The 14837-nt window shown below is 46.2% G+C and carries 14 protein-coding genes; 13 read left to right on the top strand and 1 reads right to left on the bottom strand.

All coding sequences use genetic code 11. The annotated features are described in order from the left end of the window. Position 1: 1 nt before the first annotated feature. Entirely contained in the window at positions 2 to 1552 is a 1551-nt protein-coding gene (locus ABC831_RS17625) for a hypothetical protein (protein WP_343249404.1), read from the top strand. 201 nt (positions 1553 to 1753) lie between these two features. On the opposite strand, the gene ABC831_RS17620 is transcribed toward ABC831_RS17625, so the two are convergent. Further along, positions 1754 to 3172, bottom strand: a complete 1419-nt coding sequence (locus ABC831_RS17620) for an MATE family efflux transporter (protein ID WP_343249403.1) — start codon at positions 3170 to 3172, stop codon at positions 1754 to 1756. A gap of 390 nt (positions 3173 to 3562) precedes the next feature. Between ABC831_RS17620 and ABC831_RS17615 the strand changes: the two genes are divergently transcribed. The 12 genes from ABC831_RS17615 (at position 3563) to ABC831_RS17560 (ending at position 14821) form a co-directional block, all read left to right on the top strand. Continuing rightward, positions 3563 to 4453, top strand: a complete 891-nt coding sequence (locus ABC831_RS17615) for an AraC family transcriptional regulator (protein WP_343249402.1) — start codon at positions 3563 to 3565, stop codon at positions 4451 to 4453. A 326-nt stretch (positions 4454 to 4779) separates the two neighbouring features. Next, positions 4780 to 5970 carry a coenzyme F420-0:L-glutamate ligase gene (locus ABC831_RS17610; RefSeq protein ID WP_343249401.1) on the top strand — a complete coding sequence of 397 codons (1191 nt, stop codon included), beginning with the start codon at positions 4780 to 4782 and terminating at the stop codon, positions 5968 to 5970. Between the two features lie 112 nt (positions 5971 to 6082). Beyond that, positions 6083 to 7375 (top strand): glutamine-hydrolyzing GMP synthase, encoded by a 1293-nt coding sequence (gene guaA / locus ABC831_RS17605; protein WP_343249400.1) that lies wholly within the window; start codon positions 6083 to 6085, stop codon positions 7373 to 7375. 154 nt (positions 7376 to 7529) lie between these two features. Continuing rightward, positions 7530 to 8522, top strand: coding sequence for a virulence RhuM family protein (locus tag ABC831_RS17600; protein WP_343249399.1), 993 nt, complete (start codon positions 7530 to 7532; stop codon positions 8520 to 8522). A gap of 405 nt (positions 8523 to 8927) precedes the next feature. Beyond that, positions 8928 to 9437: a helix-turn-helix domain-containing protein gene (locus ABC831_RS17595; protein ID WP_343249398.1), complete on the top strand. Its 510-nt coding sequence runs from the start codon at positions 8928 to 8930 to the stop codon at positions 9435 to 9437. 301 nt (positions 9438 to 9738) lie between these two features. Further along, positions 9739 to 10560, top strand: coding sequence for a helix-turn-helix transcriptional regulator (locus tag ABC831_RS17590; protein WP_343249397.1), 822 nt, complete (start codon positions 9739 to 9741; stop codon positions 10558 to 10560). Between the two features lie 4 nt (positions 10561 to 10564). Next, a complete protein-coding gene (locus ABC831_RS17585) occupies positions 10565 to 11023 on the top strand; it encodes a VOC family protein (protein ID WP_343249396.1) in 459 nt (152 codons plus the stop codon). A gap of 74 nt (positions 11024 to 11097) precedes the next feature. Beyond that, complete coding sequence (locus ABC831_RS17580; RefSeq protein ID WP_343249395.1) at positions 11098 to 11820, top strand: DUF5131 family protein; 723 nt, start codon at positions 11098 to 11100, stop codon at positions 11818 to 11820. Positions 11821 to 11938: 118 nt separating this feature from the next. After that, on the top strand, positions 11939 to 12397 hold the full coding sequence (locus ABC831_RS17575) for a hypothetical protein (RefSeq protein ID WP_343249394.1): 459 nt from the start codon (positions 11939 to 11941) through the stop codon (positions 12395 to 12397). Positions 12398 to 12588: 191 nt separating this feature from the next. Further along, positions 12589 to 13290, top strand: coding sequence for a lantibiotic protection ABC transporter ATP-binding protein (locus tag ABC831_RS17570; protein WP_343249444.1), 702 nt, complete (start codon positions 12589 to 12591; stop codon positions 13288 to 13290). Then, entirely contained in the window at positions 13290 to 14051 is a 762-nt protein-coding gene (locus tag ABC831_RS17565) for a lantibiotic immunity ABC transporter MutE/EpiE family permease subunit (protein WP_343249393.1), read from the top strand. Before ABC831_RS17570 ends, ABC831_RS17565 begins: the two co-directional genes overlap by 1 nt. Then, complete coding sequence (locus ABC831_RS17560) at positions 14048 to 14821, top strand: lantibiotic immunity ABC transporter MutG family permease subunit (RefSeq protein ID WP_343249392.1); 774 nt, start codon at positions 14048 to 14050, stop codon at positions 14819 to 14821. The genes ABC831_RS17565 and ABC831_RS17560 overlap by 4 nt, the downstream gene beginning before the upstream one ends. The last annotated feature ends 16 nt before the right edge of the window (positions 14822 to 14837 follow it).

Raw genomic sequence — 14837 nt, 5'->3', positions numbered from 1 at the left:
CATGCAGGATAGTATAGATAAAAAGATAAAGGATATGGCGTCCAGGGAATCCATACGGGTTCCTGAGGGATTTGATGAGCGCATGGAGCGGATCAAAGTGAGCCTTCCGCAGGAACGGCAGGGTCAAAAGAAGAGGAGATTCCCGCTAAGGGCCGCGGTGGTTTTGGCTGCGGTATTGGTTCTCTGCCTGTCTATCCCTGTGGTGGCGGAACAGATTAATCTCAATCAAATATTTAAAAATATATTTATGAAGCCGTCAGAAGGGCAGAATCCGGCTCCGGACACGGCAGGCGGTTCCCCCGCTCCGGCGATGGAACCGGTGGAGGCGGATCATCCGTTCCTTACTCAGGCGGGAAGTATTCTGTTCCAGAAAGCGGAGAACGCAGGGTTATCCTTTACGGCGAGAGGAATCGTCGGCGATGGAAATTCCCTATATCTGGCTTTTGACGTGGAGACGCTTGACGGGCAGCCTTTTGCGGGAGAAACCGCGGAGGAGTTAAAACAGTTCCAGTTCGGGGAAATATATCTGCAGCTGGACGGCGCTGCCATGGGTCAATATTGCGGGGCTACCAGAATCGATGACGGCAGCGTACCCGGAAAGGCGACCTTCCTGATCAAGGAGACCCTGAGATTTGAAGGGGTCGATTCGGTGGCGGGGCACCAGTTAAAGATCAGTATTAACGATCTGAGGGTATCGGATAATTCCCTGAAAGTATTCGAAATGGAGGATCTGGCTGCCCTGAGTAAAAATTTCAGTGAGGTTACACCGGATGATTATCTGGAGTGGGGCGGTACAGAGTCGGAAGGACCCGATGGCGTCCTGGAAAAACACAATATCTATCTGCTGAAACGGGCTGGAAAGAAGTTGAAATTCAGTGAGACCTATCCGGAGATGGAGATTGATAATATGGCGTTTATCGAGGGTGATCTGTATCTGAACCTGAATCTGAACGGGGCTGTCAATCCGGACGATGTGTCGGATATGAATATTGTGAACAGGAAAAACGGAGAGTTCCTGAATGTCCATGGCAGCGGTTTTAACGCCATTAATCTGGATACCTTTGAGGGGCTGGACCCTTCGGTTGGATCTGATTATGAGAATGGGGAACAGTTCGGGGTCCGTATGCAGTTCATAGGCCTGGGAAGCCCGGAAAAGTTAAAGGATGCGGTCCTGGCCTTGGGCGGGGATGGCTCCTACCGCACAGCGTACCAGGGCAGCTGGGAATTCGAGTTCCCGCTTGACTATGAAGATACCAGTGTCGTCTATGAAAATATAGATCAAACGTTGGCCAATGGAATTGAAGTGGAAGGACTGACCTTGTCGCCGATCTCCATGAAGCTGACGATGAAGACGGATGTGGATTCCTTCAGTGATATGGCGCTGGAACTGGATGACGGCAGCAGAATTACGCTGGATGAACTGCAGTGGGATCAGAAGGACGGAACCGTCCAATTCCAGACCATGTACCCGGCCGTCGTGGATACCGCACGGATCAGCGCAGTGATTATCAATGGTGAGCGGCTGGCTCTATCCCCAGAGAAGGCGAAATAATCCAGAGACAAGAACTAATACTAAAACAGGAACTAATACAAAAACAGGAACTAATACAAAAACAAGAAGTATATAAAGATATGAGATAATAACCGGAGCCGCTGTCCTGCAGGTTAATCTGCAGAGCAGCGGCTCCACTGTAACTGTCCCTGTAATTTTCTCTGTAACGGAGACAGTTCCCGTTCATTTATCTGCCGGCTGTCAGGATAAACTGTCTGCCGGAATACCTTGTTCTGCGAGACAGTCCCTATTCAGTTTTTTCATCTCATAAATGATAAAGACCAGGACGATCACTGCGGAGGTAAAGTCTGCTACCGGCCCCGCGTACAGCACTCCATCCAGTCCGAAGAACATGGGCAGCAGCAGAATCAGAGGAATTAACAGCAGAAGCTGCCGCAGCATGGACAGGACGGAGGCCTTCATGGGCTGCCCGGTGGACTGGAAATAACTGGTTGAGACCACCTGGAAACCGGCGGTAAATATGCCCAGCATATAGATGCGCATACACTTGACGGCAAATGCGGTAAAGTCGGCATTACCGGTACCAAAAAGCCTCAGGATCACGTCCGGGATCAGCTGGCAGGCGGCCCAGCCGATCACAGAGGCCGCCGTGGCGGCAGCGATGGCGTACAGGTAAGTCTTGCGGATACGTCCGGGATGGTTAGCTCCCCGGTTAAAGCCCAGGATCGGCTGCGAACCGATTCCGACCCCGATACAGACCGACAACAGGATCATACTTATTTTTGATACGATTCCCATGGCGCTTAGAGCCACGTCCCCTCCGATCGCAGTCCGGTTTCCGTAAAATACCAGGGAGTTGTTAAGGACCACCTGAAGGATGGTTGCCGCGCTCTGGGTGATCCCGCTGGATACCCCCAGCGCTGTCATTCTGGCACAGATCGGTCCCCGCAGCCGGAAGTTGGCAGTCTTAAGCCGCATATTGCTGAAGCGGATAAAGTATACGGTCAGCACCACTGCGGAGATAATCTGAGAGGTAATCGTAGCGATAGCGGCTCCCACCACGCCCCAGTGGAACACGAAGATATAGATCGAGTCCAGAATCGTATTCAGGACAGCGCCGATCACCATACTGTATGTGGCCAGGGTAGGATTCCCGTCTGTTCTCGCCATATTGCTCAGGATTACGCCCAGCATATTAAAGGGCGCGCCGATCAGCAGGATCGAAGTATACTGCCTTGAATATTCCATCGTATTTTCCGTTGCGCCGAACAGCTTTAACATTGGGTCTAAGAATAGTAACCCCAGGACCAGCACGATGATCCCCATGACGATTCCCAGAATAAATACATTTCCCAGACACTTTTCGGCGGTCTCTTCCTGTTTTTCCCCCAGCTTTATGGCCGCGAACGCGCTGGCACCGGCGCCCAGAAGGGTGGATACAGCCAGGATAATCGTCACGATCGGAAATGCGATGGTAGTCGCGGCATTTCCCAGATACCCGATCCCCTGTCCGATAAAGATCTGGTCAACTATGTTATACAGCGCATTTACCAGCATGGAGATAATCGCGGGCAGCGCGAATCTCATGAGCAGCCGTCCGATTGGCTGATAGCCCAACGGATTTTCCTTTTTCGGCATAATTTGAACTTGTTCTTCCATAATAAAAGCCTTCCTTTCTTTTGTATCTTTCGGAGTATTAAAATCTTTTAATCGAGTTTATGCGCAGATAATATAGCTGACGGCAGCTATTCCGGGTGCGTTCCCAGAAGTATGGACTAATGAAGTGAACTTCCAAATAAACCAGATAGATCCCAGATACCTTTGAAAAACTAGTCACTATTATAGCAATTTTTGGTTGCGTATGCAACTGTGAATTTTAAGTATGTGAATTTTAAGCATTGACCTGTCATTTGACAGAACCGGAGTGAGCGGTTAGAATCGTAGGAGTATTATGATCTGCGCACGAATGCGGATTCGGACAATATTGTTCTTGAAATGACAGGAATAAATTCCTTTAAAATACTATCATAATGTCAGGAGGTGAGAGAAATGGGATGGACAGAAAGCTTTCAGATCGCGATCCGGTATATGGAGGACCATCTTCTCGATGATATCCGGGCGGACGATATTGCGAAAAAGATCTATATGTCCCCCTTATATTTTCAGAAGGGGTTCAAGATTATGACGGGGTATACCCCTGCGGAGTATATCAGATACAGGAGACTTTATCTGGCGGCGCTGGATGCGATATCCGGAAATGAGAAGGTGATAGAGCTGGCATATAAGTACGGCTATGATACTCCTGAGAGTTTTACCAAAGCGTTCACGCGGTTTCATGGACTGTCCCCGATGCAGATCCGGAATCAATTCGGAAAAATCAAAACTTTCTTGCCTCTGAAAATCAGAATATCCATACAAGGAGGAAATGAGATGAATTACACAGTAGAAAAGATGCAGGGATTACAGGTAATCGGTTTTGAACGGGTATTTTCCTTTGAGACGTCTTATCAGGAAATACCGAAGTTCTGGGATGAGTTTTGCAGTCAATATATGAAGTACCTCACAGGGCAGGTAAAACCTGCGGATGAGCTGCAGAAAGCGGTATGGGATAATAAGATCGGCGAATACGGAATCTGCATCGACGACCTGGGGGTCGAAGGGAAGTTCCGGTATCTGCTGGCCGGGGTGTACACAGGCGGTGATGTGCCGGAAGGCCTGACAGTATATAGCTTTCCGGATATGGAGTGGGCGAAGTTCAGCTGTGACGGACCGATGCCTGCCGCTCTTCAGACTGTAAATACGAAGATCTTTAAAGAATGGCTTCCGAACAATCCGGAGTATGAGATTGCGATGGGGGCAAACATCGAGTGGTATTCGAAAGGGAATATTACCGCTCAGGATTATGAAGCCGCGATCTGGATTCCTGTTAAAAGGAAATAAGAGAGGGAACTGGCACATTCCGGCCGGGAACGGATTTGATACTAAAGTAAGAGTGGAAGGGGCCTGTCCCCGGAAGCTGGCTTGAGCAGAAGGTACCTGTCTGAAGGACAGGGATCGGGCTTTAGCTGGCATCCGGGGACAGTCCCCTTTCTCTCTTGTTTGCTTGCAGGTTTTGTAATCTACCGAAAGGGGACAGTCCCCTCCCAGCGCGAAAAATGTTGTAAAGAATCGAGAAAGTTTTTTACTTATGGGTTGATTTATATTATAATGTCTTTGTGAGCCTAAATTTGAATACTCAAAATCTTAAAATAAGCGAGGGAATACAAATGGAAAGAAAAGTAGGGACTGTGTCCAGAGGAATTCGTTGTCCGATTATCCGTGAAGGGGATCAACTGGCTGATATTGTAGTGGAAAGCGTATTGGACGCGGCAAAATCAGAAGGATTTGAGATCCGCGACAGGGATGTCATCTCTGTTACGGAATCCGTAGTGGCGAGAGCCCAGGGAAACTACGCGCCCATCGAGGCCATCGCAAAAGATGTGAAAGCCAAGCTGGGAGGCAAAACAATCGGCGTAATCTTTCCGATCCTGTCCAGAAACCGTTTCGCGATCTGTCTGAGAGGAATCGCCATGGGAGCGGAGAAAGTGGTTCTGATGCTGAGCTATCCCAGCGATGAGGTGGGGAATGAACTGGTGACCCAGGATCAGCTGGATGAGGCCGGTGTGAATCCTTACAGCGACGTTCTGACGCTGGAAAAATACAGAGAACTGTTCGGCGAGAACAAGCATCAGTTTACGGGAGTGGACTATGTGGATTATTACAGCGGCCTGATCAAAGAGATGGGTGCCGATGTGGAAGTGATCTTCGCCAATAATCCCCGGGTGATCCTGGATTATACGAAGAGAGTGCTGAACTGCGATATACATACCAGGGCCAGAACCAAGAGAATCCTGATGGCAAACGGCGCGGAGGTCGTATGCGGTATGGACGATATACTGAACGCGCCGGTGGACGGCAGCGGCTGCAACGAAAAATACGGCCTGCTGGGCTCCAATAAATCTACGGAGAACACCATTAAGCTGTTCCCCAGAGACTGTACGGATCTGGTGATGCAGATCCAGAAACAGATGCTGGATAAGACAGGAAAGCATGTGGAAGTCATGGTTTATGGTGACGGAGCATTCAAAGATCCGGTCGGAAAGATCTGGGAGCTGGCAGACCCCTGCGTATCTGTCGCGAATACCCCGGGACTCGAAGGGACTCCCAACGAAGTGAAATTAAAATATCTGGCGGACAATGATTTTAAGGATCTAAGCGGCGAAGCGCTGACGAACGCTATTTCCCAGCGGATCAAGGAGAAAGATGATAATCTGGTGGGGAATATGGCTTCCCAGGGAACGACACCCAGAAGGCTGACGGATCTGATCGGTTCTTTATGTGACCTGACCAGCGGTTCGGGAGACAAGGGAACCCCGGTGATACTGGTTCAGGGATATTTCGATAATTTTACCAACTAACCCGATACCGGCTGTATGGCAGAGCGGATGGATACGGCTCATGGAATGCAGTCGGAGTCAGCAGGTAAGGAAGCTAAGAAAACGGAATGTTATAAATAAGGAGCAGGATAAGATGAAACAAGATATGATTGTTATACTAGACCTTGGCAGCACCAGGAATCCGGAGCTGGCCCGTGAGATCCGGGATCTGGGAGTATATAGTGAGATTTATCCCCATGACATCACGGCGGATGAACTGAAAGCGCTGGAAAATGTAAAAGGCGTGATCTTAAACGGCGGGGAAAACAGAGTCGTAGACGGTACCCCGGTGGATATAGACGCGGATCTCTACGGATGCGGCTTTCCCATGATGGCGGTGGATCATCCGGGAGCTAAGTGTGAGCTGGTTTATGATGCCCTTCCGGAAAAGGAAGCATTGAAGCGCTTTGTATTTGACACCTGCAAGGCAGAGGCCAACTGGAACATGAAGAACTTTATCGAGGACCAGGTAGAGCTGATCCGCCGTCAGGTGGGAGAGAAGAAGGTCCTGCTGGCGCTGTCCGGCGGTGTGGACTCCTCCGTGGTGGCGGCTCTGCTGTTAAAAGCCATCGGTTCCCAGCTGGTATGTGTCCATGTGAACCACGGACTGATGAGAAAAGGGGAGTCAGAAAGTGTCATCGAGGTTTTCAAGAACCAGCTGAATGCCAACCTGGTCTATGTGGATGCCACCGAACGTTTCCTGGGCAAACTGGACGGTGTGGCTGATCCGGAGCAGAAACGGAAAATTATCGGCGCGGAATTCATCCGCGTATTCGAGGAAGAGGCCAGAAAACTGGACGGCATCGAATTCCTGGGACAGGGCACGATCTATCCGGATATCATCGAGAGCGGAACGAAAACTGCCAAGATGGTGAAGTCCCATCACAACGTAGGCGGTCTGCCGGAAGATCTGCAGTTTGCTCTGGTAGAACCCCTGAAACAGCTGTTCAAGGATGAAGTCCGTGCCTGCGGTATCGAGCTGGGCCTGCCCGGCAGCATGGTTTACAGACAGCCGTTCCCGGGGCCGGGTCTGGGTGTGCGCTGCCTGGGAGCGATCACCAGAGACCGCCTGGAAGCCGTGAGGGAAGCGGATGCGATCCTGCGGGAAGAGTTTGAAAAAGCGGGACTGGATAAGAAGGTGTGGCAGTATTTCACAGTGGTACCGGACTTTAAGTCTGTAGGCGTGAAGAATAACGCCAGATGTTTTGAATATCCGGTGATCATCCGGGCGGTGAACACGGTAGACGCCATGACTGCTACGATTGAGCAGCTGGACTGGCCGGTTTTGTTAAAGATCACGGACCGGATCATGAATGAGGTGGCAAATGTGAACCGGGTGTGCTATGATTTGTCTCCTAAGCCTACGGCTACGATTGAATGGGAGTAGTACGAACGTATACTGAGTTATTATAAATGACAGGTAATCTATATGATTGCCTGTCGTATTTATATAATTTAGAGATACCTTAATTATTATAAATATTGTTGCCAATATTATGAAATAAAAATCGTCGATTAATTGAAAGGAAACAAGTAGATATATGGATAATGGCAATATATTAATTTATCAAAATGAAAAAGGTGACACTAAAATTGATGCATTTTTCAATGACTCTACAATATGGATGTCACAAAGAAGTATTGCAGAATTATATCAAACGTCTGCTCAAAATATTACATTACATATTAAAAATATATATGGAGATGGAGAACTGGAGGAAAATTCAACTTGTAAGTATTACTTACAAGTTCAACAAGAGGGAAATAGGCAAGTTCAAAGAGAGATAAAAGTCTATAATCTCCAGATTATTTTAGCCATCGGATATCGTGTTAGAAATAATATAGGAATACACTTTAGAAATTGGGCTTCTTCAATTCTGGCAGAATATATGCAAAAAGGGTTTGCAATGAATGATGAAAGATTGAAAAACCCAAAAGCGTTTGGTGCGGATTATTTTGATGAGCTATTAGAACGTATCCGGGATATACGTGCATCGGAAAAACGAGTATATTTAAAAGTACGTGATATATTTGCGACATCCATAGATTACGATCCAAAATCCGAAGCAGCTGAAATATTTTTTAAAACTGTTCAGAATAAATTACATTACTCCGTTCATGGCCATACTGCGGCTGAACTGATTCTGGAGAGAGCAGATGCGGCAAAAGACAATATGGGTCTAACTACGTTTAAAGGTGCAAAAGTTCGTAAATCGGATGTTACTATTGCAAAGAATTATCTAAATAAAGATGAGATAGAGAATCTGAACAGAGTTGTAACAATGTACTTGGATTATGCAGAGGATCAGGCAAAACAGCATATCCCTATGTATATGAATGATTGGGAAGAAAAGTTAAACGCATTTCTAAAATTTACAGGAAGAGAAGTTCTGGATAATCCTGGTTCAATTTCAAAAGAGATAGCAGATACTTTAGCAAGGAAGCAATATGACTTATTTGAAGCACATAGAAGAAAAATTTCAGACGATGATAATATAGAGGCTCTTCCCGATTTACCTAAAAAAAATAGGTGATTTGTGGCAACATTTTGGTAACAAAAAATCAGCAAGTCAAAATAATGTAAATAATTGAAGTAAAAGTAGGGTATAAAAAGCAAAAAAACTAAACAAAAGTGTTTCGATATACCTACGAACTTGCCGAATGGGAATGAAGTCCGAAAGTATGTAAACCCGCATATCAGAATACAGGCTTTTTGATCTTTCACTTTGCCGCTTGATACTGGATTGATATTGTTCGTAACGGCCCCATACTCAAGGGAATGATTGCAAGGGACAAGCAAAACCGCCCTGCTGAACGACAAATTCAGCGGGGCGGTTTTGTGATAGTCATATAAACTTGAATGTTAATATGCGTTGCTTGCAGCAACGGGCAGTTCCTCATACAATAGTGTCAACACTGAAAGAAAGGAGGCTTCCCTGATGTTAAACGAAAACATAAAAGCAATCAGAAAGTCAAAAGGACTTTCGCAAGAAGAGCTTGCTGTCAAGCTGAACGTGGTGCGGCAAACAATTTCTAAATGGGAGCAAGGATTGTCAGTCCCTGATTCTGATCTGTTGATTACCATATCAGAGGTGCTTGAAACATCTGTGAGCACTTTGCTTGGAGAAACTGTTGTGGAGTCGAAGATTGATGACTTAAAAGTGATTTCCGAAAAACTGGAGATTATAAACTTACAACTCGCACAAAGGAAGATCACGAGACGAAAAACATTTCATTGGCTGCTTATTTCATTGTGTGCGGTCATAGTAATCATTTCTGCGGTTCTAATAACAGTAAATAGTCCTTATTTGGGTTGGAATTATAGTGACCCTGAAACCGCCGTTGCCGGAGTTGCTTTTCACGCACTTGAATGGCTGTTTGTAAGGTTAGCGCCGATTATCCTTATAGGGGCAATCGTTGGAATTTTCTTGACACGGAAGAAAGTATAAAACTGTTCTGCTTTTTTAGGTACAGTTCAGACTTCAAAATTCCCGTTTATGGGGGATAGCAAACACCTCCCGGTTTTGCTTTGCGGTCGCTACGGCGGACAAGCCCTAAAGTGCTTGCCCGCCCTGCCCTATTTTGGGAGCAAAAATAAGAAAAAATAAGTGTTGAATGAAATACAACGGCGGCTTTCATAGATTGTAGTTTCCTGGTATAATCAGAGCGGTAGGACTATTTTCTTCAATCATTGGATATGGGCAGGCCTAGACCGGCGCTGGCTTCGAAAATGTACCGGGAGGAAAACTCATGATTTTTCAAAAGGATAAGCAATTCAATGTTTTACCTTCGCATATAGGACTCAGAAAATATATTCAGTATTATAATCTCGTGTTTCCGGAGAAGGATACGTTCTCACCGCAATACACGCTCATGCCAAATGCATGCGGAACCCTGTCACTTGCCTTCGACGGTTTTACCATCAAGGCTGAACTGTGGGGTGCAACTACCATGCCCATTCCGCTGGGCGCGGAGCCAAACGGTTATCGTATGCTGCTGCTGATCCAGCTTTCGGCCTATGGGTTGTATCAAATCACAGGTCAAAACCAATCGGAGTTTGCCGATAAACGCCTTTCGCTTACGGAGCTTGATATCGGGCTTTCAGCGGCGCTGCGCCAGGCCTTTCTGTCGTCTAAAACCGTAAGGGAGCTGGTGGCTGCCTGTGATAAAGTGTTATACAGACGCATGGAACATATTATCGTTTCAGACGCCCTGCAATCGGCCGCCGCTTTGATTTCTAACAGCCATGGGCAGATAAAAATGAAGGAGGTAGTCCATCAGTCCTGTTATAGTGAGCGGCAGCTGGGACGCCTGTTTCTTACCCAGGTCGGAATGAGCATGAAAAGTTATGCCCGACTGGTTCGCTTTAATTATGTACTAGAACACATTCAAACATCCCCCTGCTTCTTTGCGAATGTTTCCCAGCAGGCAGGTTATTTTGACCAGGCCCATTTCGATAAAGATTTTAAGGCTATCACCGGTGTCAGCCCTCAAAAATATATGAAAACCATGTCGGATTTTTACTATGACGGGTCTGAAATATATCATATAATTTCCTCGAAGGAGGAATGAACACATGAAATATCAAGGTTGCCTATTGGCGGTTAAGGATATATCCGCCTCTAAGGATTTTTATCAAAACGTGCTTCATCAAAACGCCGTCATGGATATTGGTGAACATGTATCATTTGAGGGCTTTTCGCTGCAGCAGGGGTACGCTGCTATTGTCGGCCTCGCCGACGATAGCGTGAAAGAGCAGCCGCATAACTTCCAGGTATATTTTGAAGTGGAAGATTTAGATCAGGTGTACGCTGAACTGAGACGTATACCCGGCCTGCAGTGGGTACATGAAATCAGGGAATATCCATGGGGACAGCGGGACGTCCGGTTGTATGACCCGGACAAGCATATTGTGGAGATCGCAGAGGATATGACTACGGTGATCAAACGCTTTTTCGCTCAGGGCATGCCTGCTGAGGAAGTTGCCAAACGCACCATGTACCCTCTCGAAGCTGTAAAGCAGTATGCGTTGTAATAGGATGTATGGCATAAGGCGGCTTTGATAAATGAAAGCCGCCGCTATTTAAATAAAAGACAAGGAGGCCGCCTATGAACTGGGAGCCGTGGACAGGCTGTTACAAAATAAGTGACGGCTGCACAAACTGCTATTTTTACGGGCCGTATGCAAAACGCTGCGGTCAGAATACGATACTGAAAACAGATAAATTTGACTGGCCCGTCAGGAAAAATAAAAAGGGTGAATACAACATCAAAGGGGATAAGATCCTCGCCACCTGTTTTGCCACCGACTTTTTTCTCCCGGAAGCGGATGAGTGGCGGGGGGAGGTCTGGGCCATGATCCGGGAGAGGACGGACATTGATTTCTTGATTCTGACCAAGCGGATCGACCGTTTTCCCGTATCCCTTCCTGACGATTGGGGTGAGGGGTATGACAATGTGAACATCGGCTGTACGGTAGAAAACCAGTCGCTGGCCGATTACCGGCTCCCCCTGTTTTTATCCTACCCGATGAAGCGGCGGTTCATCGCCTGCGCTCCGCTTCTGGAAGCGATCGATGTCACCCCTTACCTTCATGGGGTGAATCATGTTACCGTAGGCGGCGAAACGGGGCGGGCAGCACGTGAGTGCGATTATGAGTGGGTGCTGAACATCCGGGAGCAGTGCGTGGGTGCGGGCGTAACCTTTTGGTTTAAGAATACAGGCTCTCTTTTCAGGCATGATGGCATTGTGGAAAAAATCAATCCGTATCAGCAGACCGGCAGGGCGAAAGAGCTTGGAATCGATATTTCAGACGGGAAAAGGCTGTTTTGAATGCCTTTGAGAGGAGAAGCTAATGTTAAGATTTAGAGCGCTAAACGATGAGGATATATCGCTGGTAGAAGCTTGGTTTTGTATCATAAATCAGATGGCAAAAGTGGGAGGATAACACATGGACCAGTTCTATCAAGCACTGACAAGTGAAGTAAAAAATAAATCGCTGCCCGAGGAGTTTAATTATTTCGGGAAGCTGATCGGTAGTTGGAATATAGACTATGTTGACAACAGCACTTCCCGCGTGCTCAAAGGCGAATGGCATTTTTCATGGGTTCTTGAAGGAATGGCGGTACAGGATGTTATTATCTTACCCGGCTTTGAATACGGGACAACCCTTCGTGTCTATAACCCAGACACATACGCTTGGGATGTCGCATATTGCTACACAGGCAAAATCATGCGGTTTGAAGCGAGAAAACACGATGATAGAATTGTCCTTACGAGTATGGAGGACGAAAGGAGAAAATGGGTCTTTGCTAAAATCGAGGATAATAAATTCCATTGGCAGGATATTATGGTAAAAGATGACGGAGAATGGCAGGTCAATTTTGATTTATATGCTGAGCGTGCCTGATTTTAATTAGTATCCTAACCGCGGCCCTGTTTTTTGACTTGTACCACGTGATACAGATACCTATGACCGGAAGAAAATTTAATCGAACTTCCTTATAAAATCCTTAAACATAGCTGTTACGATAGTTGTATCAAATCAGCAGCCCTCAGCTATACTTACAGGCTGCGAACAGTGAAATGGAGGAAGTTATGATGGATGAGTACATGATAAAAACCGATCATGTATCGAAAAAATTTAAAAAGGCATATGCAGTAAAAGAGGTATCTATGGCGGTAAGAAAAAATTCTGTCTACGGCCTGCTGGGGCCAAACGGTGCCGGTAAATCTACTTTGTTAAAAATGATTACCGGAATAACCAGGCCGACTTCTGGAGAAATATTCTTCGACAGCCACCCTTGGGCCCGGAAAGATTTATGGAATATTGGTTCCCTGATCGAATCCCCGCCTCTATATGAGAATTTAACGGCATTTGAAAATTTAAAAGTGCGGGCGGCTCTTTTGGGAATTCCAACAAAAGATTGTAATAAAGTTCTGCAAATCATGGACTTAACGTCGTCTAAAAATAAAAAAACATGCGATTTTTCGTTGGGAATGAAGCAGAGGCTGGGTATCGCATTAGCGCTGCTGAACAGTCCTCAATTATTAGTCCTGGATGAACCTGCAAACGGGTTAGACCCGTTTGGGATGGAGGAATTGAGGAAAATGATCCGGACATTCGCGGAGTCTGGGATTTCGGTAATTATATCGAGCCATATTTTGAGCGAGGTGCAACAAGTGGCCGACGACATCGGAATTCTGTACAATGGGTCGCTCCTGTATCAGGATAAAATTGATGCAAACGCAGATCTGGAACAGTTGTTTATGGATATCATCAGAAAGGAGCGTGCCTCCTGATGTTACAGATCTATTTAAAGGCGGAAAACCTGAAATTTAAGCGTTCCCTGTTCCGAAAACTCATACTCATTATTCCGGCAGCTTTGATAGTATTATCCATGATGTTCCTATTTATCGGTATAGGTTTAGGAGGTTTTTCAAGCTCGATCGTCTGCAACTGGTGCATGCCCGTTGCGTCCTTGTCCATTGTAATTTTATGTCATTTAGTGAATAATAAGGAACAAAAACAAAATTACCGGACTCTTTCCAGTCTGCCGATTGACTTAAAGAAAACATTTATTTCTAAATCTATATTGATCGCGCTTCATCTTTTGCTCGTATCATTCATTCTGGCGTTTCTCACAGTTATCTGTGAAGGGATAAAGGCGGGCGCCCCTGCCGCAATCAGCCATGCATGGTATTATTTTCTGGGCTACTTCATATTGTGGCTTTCTTTATTATGGCTGATCCCCTTCTGTTTGTATTTGGATCAAAAAACCGGATTTGCCGGTTCTGTGATCATCCATCTGGCGGCCAGCGCGTTGGGCGGTTTGTTTTTTTCGCTGACGCCTTTGTTTTGGTTCTTCCCATACAGCTGGCCTGCCAGGTTTATGGTTACCTTTTTCGGAGTTCTGCCTAACGGGTTAATGGTTGATGCAGATGCGGGCTTGATATTAAATCTGTCGGAGAGTTCGGTGCTGGTATTGGTATCCCTGCTGGCTGTGTTTGCTCTTTTAATCCTGTTATCCCGTTGGTACCAAAGGCAGGTGTATCGCAAATGAATTCCTTAAGGTTCACGCATGCATTTAAGGTACTCTTTCGGACGATGATTCGGGAATTTTTCTCTGATTTTACTAAAATCAGGAGAACGCCGTTTGTTTTCTTGCATATGGTACTGCCTGCAGTGGTTACGATATTATTTTTCATTTATTACACTTCTGCCGGATACCGTATTCTTTCAGATGTGAGGATGTTTTTTATTCTATTACAAATCAGTTATCCGATTTTTGCGGGAATAGTTGTACCTGTTTTCATTCATTTAGACAGGAAGACAAGCAATCTTCAAAATGCTCTGGGTCTGGTGGAATCCCGAAGAGGCGTTTATCTGGGGAAATTACTGTTTCTGCTGTTCTTTTCGGCTATCCATATGATAATATATGAATTGTGTTTCTATGCCGGAGCCAATTTGTTTCTGGATATCCGCATCACGAATTTTGGCTCCTGTTTTGCGGTATTTTCTATATTTTTATTTAGCAGCTTGTTTTTATATTTATTACAGGCAGCCATTGCGTTCCGGTTTGGTTCAAGCATATCGGTCTTGGCAGGGATATCCGGCACAATATTAGCCGGTTTCTTCGAAACTGCCATAGGTGATAAAATCTGGCCTGCCATTCCCTGGGAATGGGGTGTCCGGTTTTTGGAACACTATTTTGGCTTTGCGAGTACGTCTGTTGCTCCCGGAATCGCTGCTCTGATCGTGATGACATCGCTGGTGCTGGTTTTGTCGATCCTGTGGTTTGGCAGATGGGAAGGGAAAATGATACAAGAATGAATAAGAAAACAAGAAA

It is taken from the genome of Diplocloster hominis, from assembly GCF_032380655.1.
In the GTDB taxonomy this organism is placed as follows: domain Bacteria; phylum Bacillota; class Clostridia; order Lachnospirales; family Lachnospiraceae; genus Diplocloster; species Diplocloster hominis.
The sequence above is the reverse complement of the archived record's forward strand: the minus strand, read 5'-3'. Positions and strand labels throughout refer to the sequence as shown.